This is a genomic window from Anthropogastromicrobium aceti, from assembly GCF_020687335.1.
Lineage (GTDB): Bacteria > Bacillota > Clostridia > Lachnospirales > Lachnospiraceae > Anthropogastromicrobium > Anthropogastromicrobium aceti.
The window spans coordinates 44,168-60,123 of the sequence record NZ_JAJEQN010000003.1; the positions used below are offsets into that span (position 1 = coordinate 44,168).

The following is a 15,956-nucleotide window of genomic DNA, read 5'->3' on the forward strand; positions in this document are numbered from 1 at the left end:
ATTTGTATACCCTTGTTTTTATTTCCAGTTTTTATGTTCTCTTTACAAACTTCTGTCCGCACTTTGGGCAGGTGATTTCAATTTTGCCTTTTCCCTTTGGAACACGGATCTTTTGACCACAGGACTTATTGGGGCAGATGTAAACACGATGTGTCTTATCTGCGCCTGTCGGATGGATTTTTTCTTTGATATTTCTTACCATTTCCTGGTAACGCGCATTCTCTGCTCTTCTCGCTGGGATATTCTTTGACAGTGCCCGGTAATCAGCATATGCAAATAAAGCAATTCCAATCATTTCAAAGAGAAAATTTTGAGTAAACCCTGCAAACAAAATGAAGATAAGTGCTGCAATAAACAATGTCTGTGACATCTGATCAATGCCATATCTTCCTCTCATAAAATTAATCAAATAATTTTTTATACGTTCCATACATATCACGCAGCTATTGCTGCCTTCCTTTCTAAATAGTAATTTGCCTGTTGAATAGTATATTCCTGTTTGATGGAATTTACAAGAATGCGTTCCTTAAGAATTTGTAAAGTTTTACGAAACTGGGGGTAACCGTGGAAAAAGAAAAGTCCTTGAGTTTTCCCAAGGACTTTTCTTATCAAACTTTCAACATGCGGTTTGCTTAACCGTAGCGTACCAGATCTTTTCTGAGGCGGTTCATGATCTTTTTTTCTAGGCGAGAGATGTAGGACTGGGAGATGCCCATTAAGTCGGCTACTTCTTTTTGTGTCATTTCGCGGTCATCGTCTGTGTTTATTCCATAGCGAAGCTCTACTATACGGCGCTCGCGTGACGGAAGTTTTGACAATGCGTTTGAGAGCTGTCTGCGCTCTGCTTCTTCTTCCATATCACGGTATACCATATCTTCGTCTGTTCCTAAAATATCTGATAATAGAAGTTCGTTGCCGTCCCAGTCAACGTTTAATGGCTCGTCTATTGAGACTTCTGTTTTCCGCTTGCTGTTTCGTCTAAGGTACATTAATATTTCGTTTTCGATGCAGCGTGACGCATATGTTGCCAGCTTGATCTTTTTTGTCTTGTTGAATGTATTGATACCTTTGATCAGACCAATCGTGCCGATTGAAATCAAATCCTCTACACCTACTCCTGTGTTTTCAAATTTCTTTGCGATGTAAACGACAAGACGCAAATTATGTTCGATCAACCTGCTTTTTGCCTCTTTTTCCCCGACTGTTCCCATACATGAAATTAGATGCTCTTCTTCTTTTGGTGTTAACGGCCGTGGAAGCACATCCGTTCCACCTATGTAGTAAATTCTGCCTTTGCCTCCCATGCCTGCTGAAAAATGCTGTAAAAAGGTACGCCATGCCTTTGTCTGTTCTTTTGTCTGCCACTTTGTCATAGGCTTTCCTCCTTTTTCCAAATAAATCTGGTGCCAAATCTACAGCACCATTTATATAGGAATGAGCCCATCTTACCACAAATGAAATGAAAAGGCTGTCGAACTCGCTTGTCGTCTGTAAAATTCGTCCCCTATGTTTTGTTTCCTTTTGCTGTAAGGTCATTTCATTCAATCAAATGTGTCACGATGCAGCAGCATTTGACATTCTCCCGCTTTGTCAAACTCCATACTGCCAAGACCAGTAGGCACATGTCTAAGAACCAATACTTTTTCTTTACTATTTTCTTTTACAAGTTGTTGTTTCTTTTCTGTAATCGCCTTTTCTTTTAAATGAATCTCATCTAAATAGATTCCCGGCATCACAGACGTCTCACTAACTGTCTGATAGGGTACTGCAAATCCATCCTCCTTCCACGGATCTTCTCCAATAAGCTCCTTCCATATAGAAGGTGCTAGCACATGAACTGGCTCACTTTTTCTTGTCATTAACGTATTTCCACTGTCATAAAGAGCCTTAACACTAAAAGTCTTGCCTTGATAGATAAGCGTAACCTCATAAATCTGTTTTTCTTGTGCTTCTTTCTTTGTAATATACCGCCAAAAAAAAACAGCCAAAATACTGCACACCGGCATTAAAATCCATGATGGAATATGTATGCCCGACCACTTTAGTAAAAGCATCAGGCCACTAATCAATGCTCCTGCTACGTAAAAATATAAAAGAAGCTCAATATTTTTCAGAAGAAATTCGCGCATAAATATTTTTTGCATCACATTTATATTTCTCCTATATGCAATGAGACACATTAAATAGGGGCAGAGAAGATACGTAATCATTTTTACAATCCATAATGCACATGACGGCAGCACAAAATACAGAGCAGCAATTAACGCAGTTACGCTCCATGCCGCCCCAAAAAGAGCCGCTGCTAACACTCGTCCAAAATACAATCGCTTCCTCGCCACAATTCCCACCACACAAAGAAGGGTCAGATCATATGCTGCATTCATCAGAAAGTAAAGATCGACTGCAATCATATCCACCATCCAAAAAAGAAAGAGAAGTCACATTTCTGTGCTTCTCTCTCGTATAATTTTATTTATACATTAGTTTCTCTTTAAGAATGTCGGAATGCTGATATCCTTTACTTCCTTTTGTGGCTTCGGAATAGTAAATCCAGACTCCTCAAACTTTGGCTCTTTTGCAGAAAACTCCTTGGAAGCTGGTGCACGATATGCAAAATCAGCTGCCTTTGCGCCAGATGCCTTCTTTGATGACTGAGCCTGTACACCTTCCAGATTCTTATCCTCTACACCAGTAGCGATAACGGTGATGGTAACCTCATCGGTTGCATTCTCATCGTATGTAGCACCGAAGATAATGTTTGCATCCTCACCTGCCAGCTCCTGAACATAGCTTGCTGCCTCATGAACCTCTGGAAGACTTACATCACCAGCAATATTGATCAATACGTTTGTAGCGCCCTCGATAGTTGTCTCAAGCAGCGGACTGGAAACAGCGATCTTCATTGCATCGATTGCCTTGTCGTCTCCTGTTGCATTTCCGATACCGATGTGTGCAATACCCTTGTCCTTCATTACAGTCTGAACGTCTGCAAAGTCAAGGTTGATCAGTCCTGGGATATTGATCAGGTCGGTAATACCCTGTACTGCCTGCTGTAATACTTCATCTGCCTTCTTTAACGCCTCTGGCATTGTGGTGCGTCTGTCAACGAGCTGAAGAAGCTTGTCATTTGGAATAACGATCAGAGTATCTACAGATTCCTTAAGTCTCTCAATACCACTCTGTGCGTTATTCATACGAGTTCTTCCCTCGAAGGAGAATGGCTTTGTTACAACACCTACGGTAAGGATTCCCATCTCCTTTGCCAGACCGGCAATGATCGGAGCTGCACCAGTACCAGTACCGCCACCCATACCACAGGTAACAAATACCATGTCGGCACCCTTAATGGCTTCCTTCAAATCGTCAAGGTTCTCCTCAGCTGCCTTCTCGCCTACTTCTGGCTTTGCACCTGCACCAAGACCCTTTGTCAGCTTCTCACCGATCTGAATCGCGGTTGGAGCCTTGCAGAACTGTAAGGCCTGTCTGTCTGTATTAACGCCGACAAACTCAACACCTACGATATCCTCATCTACCATGCGGTTTACAGCATTGTTTCCTGCTCCGCCGACACCTACCACAACAATCTTTGCCGAACCTTCTGATTCGTTTATTTTAATCTCTAACAAAGTTATATTCCTCCTTACACTTTCTACCTTAATACTATATTATTATTCCGCAAAATAATCAACCCGAAATTTGGCTTTCTTCAAAAATTTTTCTTAAATTTCTGTGACGTTTTCTGTGCCAATCCTTTTTTTGACTGTTTCTTTGCTATTCTCTGTCAAATATATAGGAGCTTGTACTTCCATCACCACAGTTTTCCAGATGAAGCGTTCCCTTTAGCCCGTTTAATCCTCCGCTGTCCAAGATTGCACAGAGCTCTGCGATCTTGTCCGTCATATTATCGCGGCTTCCAAGACTTACCTTTACATCACCAAGCGCAATCACTGCCTGCATCTTTTCATCATAGGAAATTGAATCTGCCGCAATCTCATTGTCATCAAGAAGCTGCGTCAGCTGCAAAATATCCTCTGCCAGACTGCTCTTTACGCCTCCAAGCTGTTCGTACAGCGAAACATTTGTAAAGTTGCTTCCGTCTACAACAGGAACCTTACTTGAAACGTCAATATTTTTTGCCATTACATATCCATACCTGTCAAAATAATATCGATTATGTTCCCAGCTTACAGCTCCGATGATTGGATTTTCTGTGACAATCACTTTTACTGACAGATCTGGAGAAAACTCCATATGATAGGACGCCACGCCATTTAACTGCTTTTGTGAGTGGGTCAGTTTTCTAAAAAACTGATAGAAAAAGCGCTGGTCCATAGGCGTGGAAAAAAGCTCATTCTCAATCTCTTCTTCCTGTCCATACTTACTTCCCGTGATCTGGCAGTCTGCAACATAGGCAGTAAAAAAAACGGTAACGGCGATAGCCAGAATCCCAACTATCGCCAGGATGCCTGTCAATATTCTCTTTTTTCTTTTTTTGTGTCTGGCTAACTTTTCATCAAACATATACTCTGACTAATTCCCTATTGTGCACTGTATGTTACAGTTCCACCTTCCTTTCAGCAAATAAGCTCATTCCCGCAAAGCTGCCTGTGCGCCAAGCATAAAAAGCATGCCTGCAAGATCTTCATATCCTCTGGCGATGTGATCATAGCCAAAAATAGTTGTCACACCGTCTGCTCCAAGCCCTGCAATCGCCAATGCGGCGCCGCCTCTTAAATCAGGAGCTTCCACCTTTGTTCCAATTAAATGGCTGCCCCAAATTATGGCCTGGTTATTTTCTATTATAATCGCTGCGCCCATTTTTTGCAACTGGTAAGCCGTACGAAATCTTCCTTCAAATATTCCCTCCTCCACAACAGATTGACCATCTGCAAATGACATTACTGCCATTATCAATGACTGCACATCTGTCGGAAAACCTGGATACGGACTAGTCTTTAAATAAGGAATTGCCATCAGCTTATCCATTCTGGCTGCAGTGAGTGTATCCTTATCTGACCAAATCTTACAGCCCATTTTTTCAAACGGTTCTATGACGCCATTTAGATGAGAAGCGTCTACTCCTGTCAGTGTAATTTCTCCTGAACAAACAGCCACTGCACTAAGGCAGGTTGCAGCTACAATACGATCTGCGCTAACTTCACACGTACTCTCAAAAAGCTCCTTCACACCCTCTATTACGATGCGTCCTGTCTGATCTCCTGTGATTTTTGCACCCATACCACGAAGCATACGGCAAAGCTCTGCAATCTCTGGCTCTCTTGCCGCATTATCAATAACTGTCATGCCGTTTGCTGTAACTGCCGCAAGAATTGCCTGCTCTGTCGCGCCCACTGATGGAAATTTCAAGAAAAGGTGAGCACCGCAAAAATAATCGGCCTGTGCAAAGATGTGTTCCTCCCATTCATAATGAAGCTTGACGCCAAGCGCCTGAAGGACATACAGGTGAATATCAATTGGGCGCCGCCCGATGGAACAGCCTCCTGGTTCTACAACTGCTGCTTTTTTCATTCGATAAAGAATTGGAGCAAGCAAAATAACAGAGGAACGCATCTGTCCGATCAATTCCTCTGGAATCACCCAGTTGTTGACATTGCCTGCATCTATTGTCAATGCTTCGCCTTCCCAGCAGCTGCAGCAGCCAAGAAGATGAAGAATCTCAAGCATTACATTAACATCCTTTATTTTCGGTACACGGTGCAGGGTCGTCTTTCCTGGAACCAAAAGTGTGGCTGCCAGCATTGGAAGGACTGCATTTTTTGACCCCTGCACACGATAAGTGCCCGAAAGCGGACCTGTCTGCCTAATTTCCAGATATGCCACTGATTCCCTCCTTCTAAGAAGACATTGCCTTCTTATAGTATCATATGTTCTTCATTTTTATTGTGCCTCTTTTGACTCAGATGATACGCGAAAAACAATGCCCATTTCTGTCAGCAAAAATAAAATAGAAGAACCGCCATAGCTGATAAATGGAAGACTGATTCCTGTATTGGGGATAGTATTTGTGACAACGGCAATATTTAACAACACCTGAATACCAATGTGCCCCATAATGCCGCTGACAAGAAACATACCTTCATCATCTGGTGCATTCTGCGCAATCTCCATCATTCGCCACAATAATAAAAGGAAAAGAAATATTATTAAAACTGCACCAAACAGACCAAGTTCTTCACATATAATAGAAAAAATCATATCATTTTGTGCTTCTGGCAAAAATCCAAGCTTTTGCAGACTATTTCCAAGTCCTGTTCCAAAAAGTCCGCCGGCGCCAATCGCATACAACCCCTGTAAAACCTGAAAACCATTGCTTAGAGGAAATTCTTCCGGATCAATCCAGGCATAAATGCGGTTCATCTGATATTCGTCAAGAATGGCTGTAAGAAGTCCTGATTGAAAAGCAAACACACATGTAAAAATGGCAGCCGCTGTGCTTATTAAAAAAAATGGTCTGTGTTCGGACGCTACATAAGTCATCACAAAGGCGATTCCGGCAATAATTAACCCGGAGCTAAGGTTTGCCGACACAACCGGCAAAAAAATAGGAAGCGTGATTCCCACAGCCTTGATAATAAGACTCCAGCTTGCTGATTTTCGATAGTTTTTATGAAAAAATGAGCTCAGCATGAAAATCAGCATAAGCTTTGCAAACTCTGCCGGCTGAAAAGAGATCGGTCCTACTGCAAACCAGCGTTTTTGACCGTTTACTTCTTTTCCAAAAAACAGTACCAGAATGCCAAGTGCAATGCTTAATAAAAATCCCGGCAGCGCCAGCTTTAACAGCTTATGATAATCTGTCTTTGACATAAAAAGCATTGAAACGAAAGCTGCAGCCAAAAAAATCACCTGCCTTGTGATCGTATAAAAAGGCTGGCCTGGATGTTCTTTTACATCGGTGTATCTCGTTGCGCTGTATAAAATAATAAGTCCGCATGATAATAAAATTATCAGTATAACAAGCAGGCAGAGATCAAAATGACCTCTGCCCTTTTTCGGATGTACAGAATGCAGTTTTGTCATTCTACACTCCTTTATTTTCCTGCTGTTTTATTTTTTGCTCTTAGCAATCGTCTTATTCTTAATCTGGAAGTTCTCTGACAAGCTCCTTGAAAATGCGTCCTCTTTGCTCATAATTGTCAAACATGCCCCAGCTTGCACATGCCGGTGATAACAATACAGCCTCACCAGGCTTTGCATGTGATGCACATTTTTCAACAGCTTCTTCCATTGATGTGGCAAACTCATAATTAGTAAAGCCATGCTTTTCACAGCAATCGGCAATTGCCTTAGATGTCTGTCCAATCAACACAAGATATTTGATTGTGCTGCCAAATGCTTCAATCCACTCATCATAAGTTGAGCCTTTATCGTAGCCGCCGCCAATTAAACATGTCGGCGTTGTCATTGCACGGATACCCTGAATTGCAGCATCCGGATTTGTTCCCTTTGAATCATTGTAATAGCGAACCTGCTTTTTTGTTGCTGTATACTCGATTCTATGCTCCACTGCCTTAAAATTATAAGCAGTCTGGCGAATTGTTTCCATCGGAACACCCATTGCTGTGCCGATTGCAGCAGCTGCCATGATGTTTTCATAGTTGCACTGACCAACAAGGTTAAATTGATCTGTTGTGCCAATAACCTCTTCTTTTCCATCATGACGATATACTAAACGGCTGCCATCCATGCAAAAGCCTTCATCTAAGCTGTGACGGCTTGAGAAAAATATAACTGTTGCCGGGCATGACTGTGCGAAAGAGCGCAGCACTTCGTCATCATAATTTAACACGCAAAAATCATCCTTTGTCTGATTCTTTGTGATGGATTCCTTGACTGCAATGTAGCACTCCATAGTTTTATGGCGATTTAAATGGTCTGGCGTGATATTTAAAATTGCACTCACATGCGGACGAAATGTCAGTGCAGTCTCTAACTGGAAGCTGCTGATTTCTGCTACTGTCACACTGTCTTCTTTTGTCTCAAGTGCCTTACCTGTATAGGCAGTTCCGATATTTCCGACAACAAACGTCTTGTCTTTGCCAAAATGTGCTGCCATGATCTCACCTGTCAGCGCTGTCGTCGTTGTCTTTCCATTTGTTCCGGTGATACCAATAACCTGACCCTTTGCATAATGGTATGCAAGCTCGATCTCACTCCAAATCGGCACACCATTTTTCTTTAACTCCTCTACAAAAGCAAGATCCGTTGGAATACCAGGACTGATAACACAATACTCAGACTGATCTATAACATCCTGCGAGAGCGTACCAAGCACAATGGAAAGTGTCTCATCTGATGAGTTATCTGCTACCTGTGCACGGATTTCCTCCTTATTCTTTTTATCATTTCCATCATACAAAATAACAGACTTTCCGGCAGCAAGCAGCATACGTGCTGCACCGATACCGCTGATTCCGCATCCTGCAACTAATACCTTATTTTTCATAATGTTTTCACCTTTCTGTCCCACAGTGCCTAGCGGTAAGATGAATTGCCTTTCAGACAGCAATCGTAGAACCGCTTTTCGTAAATTGCTTCACCATAGGAAATCTTTACTCACGGTGAGTATATCACTATAAATTAAGGTATGGCAATATGTTTTCAAAAATCTTTTTCACCTTTGGCGCTACAATTGTGCCTCCATAATAAATACCCTGTGGTTCATCGACTGTCATGATAATAATAACCTGCGGCTCATCTGCCGGGGCAAAGCCTACAAAGGAGCTAATATATTTTCCAGTTCCGCGCGGAAGCTTTTCTGATGTCGCCGTCTTTCCTCCTATGCGATAACCTTCTATGTATGCCTTATTTCCGCCGCCCTCTGCCACAACACTCTCTAGACATTCACGCATCTGTGCACTGACTGCTTCATCAAGTACATGTGTACCCTGCGGATAAGCAATTTTTTGTGTGCTTGTGCCGTCAAATGAACTGATTGCCATTCCAAAATGCGGCACAACAGTGTGACCGCCATTTACAAATGAACTTATAGTCGTAAGAAGGCGAAGTGTGGTCAGCTGAAATGACTGTCCAAACGAAATGGTCGCAAGCTCTACCTCACCGATTTTTTTAGGGTCGTGCATAATTGTGCGTGCTTCTCCGGGCAAATCAATCCCTGTTTTTTCAAGAAGCTCGAACTGTTCAAAATATGAGTAAAAACGCTCTGCACCTAAGCGAAGACCGACCTGAATAAAGACAGGATTGCAGGAATTTTGAATTCCCTGCAAAAATGTTTCACTGCCATGACCACTCACCTTATGACATCGAATACGTCTGTCCTCCACAATATAAAATCCAGGACATGAAAATGTATCATTAAAAGTTACAACACCAGCTTCTAGTGCTGCCGCTGCCGTGACAGTCTTAAATGTTGAACCTGGCTCATATGTATCGCTTACATTGGCATTTCTCCACATCTTATTTAATAAATCCTGTCTCATTTCTTCACTCTCACATGTAGTACCCTCTGGAAGCTCAAACGGACGATTCAAATCAAATTCTGGAACATTTGCCATAGCATAAATCTCACCATTCTGTGGATTCATGACTATGCAGGAAACCTCATTTGCCTGCTTTTCTTCCATCAGCTCCAAGCATACCTGAGTGACAAAACTTTGGATATTCCAATCCATTGTCAGACGAAGTGTATTTCCGGCAATTGGCTCAACACGCTGCTCAGCTGTATTTTTTAATTCAATTCCCGCTGCATCAGTATATGTCAAAATGCTGCCTCCAATTCCTTTAAGCACCTCATCATATGATACTTCCAGACCGATAATACCCTGATTATCGGCGCCTGTAAAGCCAAGTACCTTGGAAGCTAAACTTCCAAACGGATAGTAACGCTTATAATCTTCGTCCACCTTCACACCGGCAAGATCCATCTCTCTTATAGCATCGCCGACTTTCTTTTCTACATTTGTCTTTATAATTTCTCTTGCCGTGATTTTTTCTACCTTTTTTTGCACGTCTTTTGGCTGCATTTTTAATGTTTCTGACAGCGCCGACACAACTTCATCAGCATCCTTAATCTGACTGTGAATCACAGAAATTGTACAGACTGTGCGGTTTGCTGCAAGCACCTTACCATTTCTATCCTGTATCTCACCGCGCATTGCCTTTAGCTGTCGCTCTCTTGTATGAAGATCATATGCGAGTTCTTTATAATGCTCTGACTTTGCAAGCATTAAATCGCCTAGGCGCACACATAATAAGATCAATGCTGTAACAAGCACCAATGCAATTCTAAGTATTCCCCTTCTATGCATTGTGCGTACCGGGCGCGGCAGCATGTTTCCTGCCTCTTTTTTCAAAACTTGCGTGACCATTTTCACCGACTTACCTTTACTTTGTTTTTGCTGTTTTCTTAATTTATCTATATGCGGCAGACGATAAAAAAAAGAATCCTGAAATTCTTTTATAAATTTCAAGATTCTTTTTATTTTTTTACTGTGCGTTTGCATCTGCCGCTGGCTGAGCCGGAAGATCTATGACATCGTTTGAATCTGGTGCTGCGTTTGCGTCTGCCGGATCTGCAATTGCTGCCTCAGGATCAATGATATTTTCATCTGGATTTTCTGCTGCTGCATCTGTTTGCTCTTTAGCAACCACTGCCGGAGGCACTGGAAGAGCTGCTTCATCTCCTTGTGAATCTGTAAATAGTGACTCTCCTGACATACTGTCATCTGATGGAGAAGCACTCTGCCAATCATAATCGTTTACATCTGCATCTAACTCAGAATAAAGTCCAATGTAATCCTTGATTGCGTACCACAAACGTCCTGATAAATACTGTACAGGTGCACTTCCGTCTTCGTCGTTTCCTTCGTACTCATCAACTACAACATAAAGCACAAGCTGCGGTGAACTAATAGGTGCTGCTGAAATCAGGGAAATGATATATTTATCTTCTGAACGCGGAAGCTTCTGAGCAGTTCCTGTCTTTCCGCCAAAATCATAGCCATCCATCTTGACACCATTTTCTCTGTCCGCAACCTGCACACCATAAACAGTTCCATTTGTAACAGCATACTCAAGTGCACGGCGCACTGTTGCACTTGTCTCCTCACTTATAATTTGGCGCACAAGTGTTGGTTTAACAGACTCTACTACATTGCCGTCCTGATCAAGAATGCTCTCAACGGTGTATGGCTTGTAGTAATAACCGCCATTTATGTCAGCGCAAAATGATGCTGCCATCTGAATCATGGTAACGTTGTAGCACTGACCAAATGCGCTTGTCGCAAGCTCGATCTCTCCTAGCTGATCTGCTGTATACAAAAGTCCTTCACAGCTAGCCTCACCTGGAAGATCTATTCCTGTTTTCTGACCAAAATTATGAAGCTGCTGATACTTAACAAAAAGCTCTGGTCCAAGAAGTTTTCCAATTTCCATAAAGGCTACGTTACAAGACTGCGCAACAGCGTCTTTTGCATCAATAATGCCACAGCCGCCAAGCGCATAGTTATGGCATTTTACCATTGTTCGTCCAATGTTTAAATAACCCTCACTGTCATCAAACTGCGTATCTTCTGTAATCAGTCCTTCCTCAATCGCTGCTGCATATGTAAGAACCTTCCCAGTAGAACCTGGCTCAAAGGAGTTACTTATGATACCGTTTCGCCAAATCTCATTTTGTACATCTGTTGTTGTCGGATAAGCGCTATGATCCCACTCTCCCTTTGCATTCAAATATGCTGCATACGGAGATGCCGTTGCAATCTCTATTATATCCTGTGTATTAGAAGAATCGTCATCAGCCTTCTCCTTTGAGGCTTCGGCCTGTTCCTTTAACTTTTCCTGCTCCTTTTCCAGATACTTTTCATACTCTTCTGATTTTACTTCATTATCTGCAAATGTAGCCAGTTCTTCATCAGTATAGAATGATGAAAGATCATTTGGATTATTCAGATCATAATCAGTGTCCGTAACCATTGCTTTTATAGCACCTGTATTCGGATCCATTGCAAGAATACTGTAGCTTTTTGCCGTACGAACCCTTTCTCCGTTTTCATCAGTCTCATAAAACCACTCTGAGGCTGTATCACTGAGTATCTTTGTCAGGTTCATATCAATCGTTGAGACAAGTGAGTAGCCATCAGTTGGCTCAATCACATCGCGAATCAGATTTTTGCTGCTGTCAATATAGCTGTAGCTTCGGCCATTTGTTCCACGAAGTTCTTCATTGTAGTAGCGCTCTAGTCCCCAAATACCCTCAGAGCTGTCCTTTGTCGTAAAGCCTATGACCTTACTTGCTAAATTGCCATATGGATAATAGCGCTGGTATTCTGTCTCAAACCAAACACCTACAATCTTAGCACCCTCCTGGCTTTCAAACTCCTCATCTGCAGATGAGGTGCCTTCTGTTTCCTGCATACTTTGGGCTTGTGTTGTTTTGGTTTCTTTCTTTTTTTCTGTGCTATTTACCTTTTTTTCAAGCGCATCGAATGCTTCCTTTTGGCTTTCCGTAACAAGATACTTTTTGCTTGTCCAGCCTTCTGGCACATAACGAATATAATTTTTATCGGCTGACTGAGTAATTGTATTTGTAAGCGCAGCTTCATCTAAGTCAAAACACTGCGCAATCGCCTTAACAGTTGTTTCAAGCGTTCCCTTTCGCCCATCAATTGCCTCTGTTTCCATGATTACCTTTGGGTCAATAATCAAAATATAAACTCGACTGCTGACTGCAATTGGCGTCATGTTTGTGTCATAAATTTCGCCAGACTTTGCCACTAAAGTTGAGCTGCTGTAATTCATCTGGCTGAGTGCCTTTCGCTCATACACTTCGTTTGTAAGTGCAGCGCGTATACCAATGTAAACGACAAGAGCAGCCATACAAAACGCAACTAGACCTGCTACTAGCCTCATTCTGACATTTATACGGTTTGCAAGCTTGCCCGTATCCTTCTTTGCCTTAGCGCTGTAAATCTTTTTTTTCTTTTTCTTCACAGTATGTTTTGTATTGACTGACTGCGTTGTCTGTGTCTTTTTTTCTTTCTGATTCTCATCACTGCGGAATGTCTTCATATTGTGCAACGTACCCACTTTCTGTTTTATGATAGGTGATTACCTGATGCTTTTCAGGGTAGCTCATGCCAAGCCTCTGTGTCGCGATCTGGTAAATCTGTTTTGCATCGACAGAAGCATATAAAAGTGCCTCACGGTTATCATTATCCGTCTGCAGCTCTTGATAAGTCTCCTTGAGCGATGCCACCTTTTTATTACTTGCATTTAATTGTGCATTCCTCCCCACATAACCTATTGCTGACCAAAGCAGCAATACTGCCGTCAAAAAAGCGACTATGGCAGTCAGTCCATCATATGCTCTTGCATTATAACGCCTGCTCAGTGTGCCATTTATAATTCGCTGTTTATGCAGTTCTATCTGCTGACGCTCCAGTTCCTGGAGTCTTTTAATACGTGCCTGGCGCTGCCTTTCAAGCTCTGGCACTCTTTTTGGCGCATAGGTTCCGCCTGCGGCTTCCTGCTCGCGGTATCCATTTTTCGGTTCCCCTTCCTGCATGACTCCAGTCCTTTCTACCTTTTTTATGCCTTTTCGAAAACGCGAAGCTTCGCGCTCTTTGAACGGCTATTTTCCTCCATCTCCTGTTCTGAAGGAAGAATTGGTTTTCTTGTAATCACCTTTCCCTTTGAAATGCGTCCGCACACACAGACAGGAAAGCCCGGCGGACAGATGCACGGATTTTCATTCGTGCGAAATCTCGTTTTTACAATTCGATCTTCTAGCGAGTGGAATGTAATAATACAAAGACGTCCACCCGGTGCTAAACGGTCAATCATACCGTCAATTGATTGTGTCAGCACATCAAGCTCATGATTTAATTCAATTCGAAGCGCCTGAAATGTCTGCTTTGCCGGATGACCTGTACCGGCACGCATTTTAGCCGGAATTGCTGCCTTAATTATCTCACACAGCTCACCAGTAGTCTCAATTGGCTTTTTTGCGCGTGCGCGAACAATGTGCTTTGCAATATTTTTTGCGAAGCGGTCTTCTCCGTAATCGCGTATCATGCGATACAGCTCCATCTCGCTGTACTCATTGACAATATCAGCCGCTGTCTTTGTATTTCTCTGATCCATACGCATATCAAGCGGCACGTCCTCGCGGTATGTAAAGCCACGTGAAGCCTCATCAAGCTGATAAGAAGAAACTCCAAGGTCAAGGAGTATTCCGTTTACCTTATCAATTCCAAGCTCATCTAAAACATTGTCAAAATTTACATAGTTACTTCTTACGATGCTTACCTTGTCCTTATATGGTTCAAGACGCTTTGTCGCTGCCTGTATAGCATCCGCATCCTGATCTATTCCTATAAGTCTTCCTTTCTCTCCAAGATGCGTACAGATCTGATAGGAATGGCCGGCACCTCCGAGCGTTCCATCTACATAACATCCATCCTCGCGGATATTTAGGTTTTCTATCACCTCATCCAGCAATATTGATTTATGAACAAATTCCATGTTACTCCTTTTTCTTTCGCTGTGTATTAAAATTAACCACTCACTTTTTTGTGCATGGTCACTAATTGTATTTGTTAAAAAAGCACGGCAAAAAACACGGCTCCTGTCTTTCGTCATAAGAACCATTTTTTCTTCCCGTCATTTCTGCTATATTATTTATCAAAAACGGCAAAATGCTATCTCTGATTATGAAATCTATTTTATATTAGTTTATTAAAAATGACAATACTTTTTTCAGAATTTCTTCCGACAGAAACGGTTGTATTTCTTTTTTTTATATGCTAGAATTAAAAATGTTACTGGTCACATGTACTACATGACCAGACAGGAAGGATTTTTACTATGAAATTAGGAATCGTAGGCTTGCCGAATGTCGGCAAGAGTACTTTATTTAACTCTTTGACAAAGGCAGGTGCGGAATCTGCAAACTATCCGTTCTGTACCATTGACCCAAATGTTGGTATTGTTCCAGTTCCGGATGAGCGTATTAAAAATTTAGGTGAGCTGTATCACTCCGCAAAGGTTACACCGGCAGTTGTTGAGTTTGTTGATATCGCCGGTCTTGTAAAGGGCGCATCTAAGGGTGAGGGTCTTGGAAACCAGTTCCTTGCAAATATCCGTGAGGTTGACGCAATTGTACATGTTGTACGCTGCTTTGAAAACTCTAATATCATCCATGTAAATGGTCATATTGATCCAGTTGATGATATTGAAACTATCGAGCTTGAGCTGATTTTTGCTGATCAGGAAGTTCTTGAGCGCCGTATTGCAAAGACAACAAGAAGTGCTATGAATGATAAGAGTCTTGCAAAGGAGCTTGTTACCTTAAAGAAGCTGATGGATGCTTTAACAGAGGGCCGTCAGGCTAAGACTGTTGAGCCGGATGATGAGGATGAGGCTGCTTTTATCGCAAGCTTAAATCTTTTAACAAGCAAGCCTGTTATCTATGCTGCAAATGTATCTGAAAGTGATTTGGCTGATGATGGTGCTTCCAATCCTCACGTTGCAGCTGTACGCGAGTTTGCTGCTAAAGAAGGCAGTGAGGTATTTGTTATCTGTGCTGAGATCGAAGCTGAAATTTCTGAGCTTGACGATGATGAAAAGAAGATGTTCTTAGAGGATCTTGGTCTTGAAAAATCTGGTCTTGACAAGCTGATTTCTGCAAGCTATTCTCTGCTTGGTCTGATCAGCTATCTGACATCTGGTGCTGATGAGACAAGAGCCTGGACCATCACAAAGGGAACTAAGGCACCACAGGCTGCCGGAAAGATTCACTCTGATTTTGAGAGAGGCTTCATCCGCGCAGAGGTTGTAAGCTATCAGGATCTTATGGACTGCCAGTCCTACGTAACCGCAAGAGAAAAAGGTCTTGTTCGTCTTGAAGGAAAGGACTATGTGGTTCAGGATGGCGATGTCATTTTGTTCCGTTTCAACGTATAAAGAGGTTTTTC

The 15,956-nt window shown here is 42.2% G+C and carries 13 protein-coding genes; 1 reads left to right on the forward strand and 12 read right to left on the reverse strand.

What is annotated here, in order from left to right; genetic code table 11:
• Positions 1-31: 31 nt before the first annotated feature.
• The 12 genes from LKD48_RS01665 to rsmH all read right to left on the reverse strand — a co-directional run bounded on the left by LKD48_RS01665 (position 32) and on the right by rsmH (position 14,505).
• Positions 32-430 (reverse strand): BRcat domain-containing protein, encoded by a 399-nt coding sequence (locus tag LKD48_RS01665; RefSeq protein WP_118612982.1) that lies wholly within the window; start codon positions 428-430, stop codon positions 32-34.
• 202 nt (positions 431-632) lie between these two features.
• Entirely contained in the window at positions 633-1,304 is a 672-nt protein-coding gene (sigE, locus tag LKD48_RS01670; RefSeq protein ID WP_262537374.1) for an RNA polymerase sporulation sigma factor SigE, read from the reverse strand.
• A 237-nt stretch (positions 1,305-1,541) separates the two neighbouring features.
• Positions 1,542-2,411 (reverse strand): sigma-E processing peptidase SpoIIGA, encoded by an 870-nt coding sequence (locus tag LKD48_RS01675; RefSeq protein WP_308730984.1) that lies wholly within the window; start codon positions 2,409-2,411, stop codon positions 1,542-1,544.
• A 69-nt stretch (positions 2,412-2,480) separates the two neighbouring features.
• The gene (gene ftsZ, locus LKD48_RS01680) at positions 2,481-3,626 is read right to left on the reverse strand and encodes a cell division protein FtsZ (RefSeq protein ID WP_082868706.1); all 1,146 of its coding nucleotides are present in this window, start codon (positions 3,624-3,626) and stop codon (positions 2,481-2,483) included.
• 145 nt (positions 3,627-3,771) lie between these two features.
• On the reverse strand, positions 3,772-4,521 hold the full coding sequence (locus tag LKD48_RS01685) for a cell division protein FtsQ/DivIB (RefSeq protein ID WP_227101698.1): 750 nt from the start codon (positions 4,519-4,521) through the stop codon (positions 3,772-3,774).
• 66 nt (positions 4,522-4,587) lie between these two features.
• Positions 4,588-5,841 (reverse strand): UDP-N-acetylglucosamine 1-carboxyvinyltransferase, encoded by a 1,254-nt coding sequence (gene murA, locus LKD48_RS01690; RefSeq protein WP_308730985.1) that lies wholly within the window; start codon positions 5,839-5,841, stop codon positions 4,588-4,590.
• A gap of 57 nt (positions 5,842-5,898) precedes the next feature.
• On the reverse strand, positions 5,899-7,041 hold the full coding sequence (locus tag LKD48_RS01695; RefSeq protein ID WP_227101696.1) for an FtsW/RodA/SpoVE family cell cycle protein: 1,143 nt from the start codon (positions 7,039-7,041) through the stop codon (positions 5,899-5,901).
• A 58-nt stretch (positions 7,042-7,099) separates the two neighbouring features.
• Complete coding sequence (murD, locus tag LKD48_RS01700) at positions 7,100-8,467, reverse strand: UDP-N-acetylmuramoyl-L-alanine--D-glutamate ligase (protein WP_308730986.1); 1,368 nt, start codon at positions 8,465-8,467, stop codon at positions 7,100-7,102.
• A gap of 127 nt (positions 8,468-8,594) precedes the next feature.
• A complete protein-coding gene (locus LKD48_RS01705; RefSeq protein ID WP_308730987.1) occupies positions 8,595-10,349 on the reverse strand; it encodes a peptidoglycan D,D-transpeptidase FtsI family protein in 1,755 nt (584 codons plus the stop codon).
• A gap of 118 nt (positions 10,350-10,467) precedes the next feature.
• A complete protein-coding gene (locus tag LKD48_RS01710; protein WP_308730988.1) occupies positions 10,468-13,050 on the reverse strand; it encodes a peptidoglycan D,D-transpeptidase FtsI family protein in 2,583 nt (860 codons plus the stop codon).
• Positions 13,031-13,546, reverse strand: a complete 516-nt coding sequence (locus LKD48_RS01715; RefSeq protein ID WP_118612991.1) for an FtsB/FtsL family cell division protein — start codon at positions 13,544-13,546, stop codon at positions 13,031-13,033. The genes LKD48_RS01710 and LKD48_RS01715 overlap by 20 nt, the downstream gene beginning before the upstream one ends.
• Before the next feature lie 23 nt (positions 13,547-13,569).
• Positions 13,570-14,505, reverse strand: coding sequence for a 16S rRNA (cytosine(1402)-N(4))-methyltransferase RsmH (gene rsmH / locus LKD48_RS01720; RefSeq protein WP_308730989.1), 936 nt, complete (start codon positions 14,503-14,505; stop codon positions 13,570-13,572).
• 342 nt (positions 14,506-14,847) lie between these two features.
• On the opposite strand from rsmH, the gene ychF reads away from it, so the two are divergent.
• Positions 14,848-15,945 (forward strand): redox-regulated ATPase YchF, encoded by a 1,098-nt coding sequence (gene ychF, locus LKD48_RS01725; protein ID WP_066563256.1) that lies wholly within the window; start codon positions 14,848-14,850, stop codon positions 15,943-15,945.
• The last annotated feature ends 11 nt before the right edge of the window (positions 15,946-15,956 follow it).

Excerpts from the sequence above, each read along its gene's own strand:
- ychF (WP_066563256.1), top strand. The coding sequence starts at position 14,848 with ATGAAATTAGGAATCGTAGGCTTGCCGAATGTCGGCAAGAGTACTTTA.
- LKD48_RS01695 (WP_227101696.1), bottom strand. The coding sequence starts at position 7,041 with ATGACAAAACTGCATTCTGTACATCCGAAAAAGGGCAGAGGTCATTTT.
- LKD48_RS01710 (WP_308730988.1), bottom strand. The coding sequence starts at position 13,050 with ATGAAGACATTCCGCAGTGATGAGAATCAGAAAGAAAAAAAGACACAG.
- sigE (WP_262537374.1), bottom strand. The coding sequence starts at position 1,304 with ATGGGAGGCAAAGGCAGAATTTACTACATAGGTGGAACGGATGTGCTT.
- LKD48_RS01675 (WP_308730984.1), bottom strand. The coding sequence starts at position 2,411 with ATGATTGCAGTCGATCTTTACTTTCTGATGAATGCAGCATATGATCTG.
- murD (WP_308730986.1), bottom strand. The coding sequence starts at position 8,467 with ATGAAAAATAAGGTATTAGTTGCAGGATGCGGAATCAGCGGTATCGGT.
- LKD48_RS01665 (WP_118612982.1), bottom strand. The coding sequence starts at position 430 with ATGGAACGTATAAAAAATTATTTGATTAATTTTATGAGAGGAAGATAT.
- LKD48_RS01715 (WP_118612991.1), bottom strand. The coding sequence starts at position 13,546 with ATGCAGGAAGGGGAACCGAAAAATGGATACCGCGAGCAGGAAGCCGCA.
- LKD48_RS01705 (WP_308730987.1), bottom strand. The coding sequence starts at position 10,349 with ATGGTCACGCAAGTTTTGAAAAAAGAGGCAGGAAACATGCTGCCGCGC.
- LKD48_RS01685 (WP_227101698.1), bottom strand. The coding sequence starts at position 4,521 with ATGTTTGATGAAAAGTTAGCCAGACACAAAAAAAGAAAAAAGAGAATA.
- rsmH (WP_308730989.1), bottom strand. The coding sequence starts at position 14,505 with ATGGAATTTGTTCATAAATCAATATTGCTGGATGAGGTGATAGAAAAC.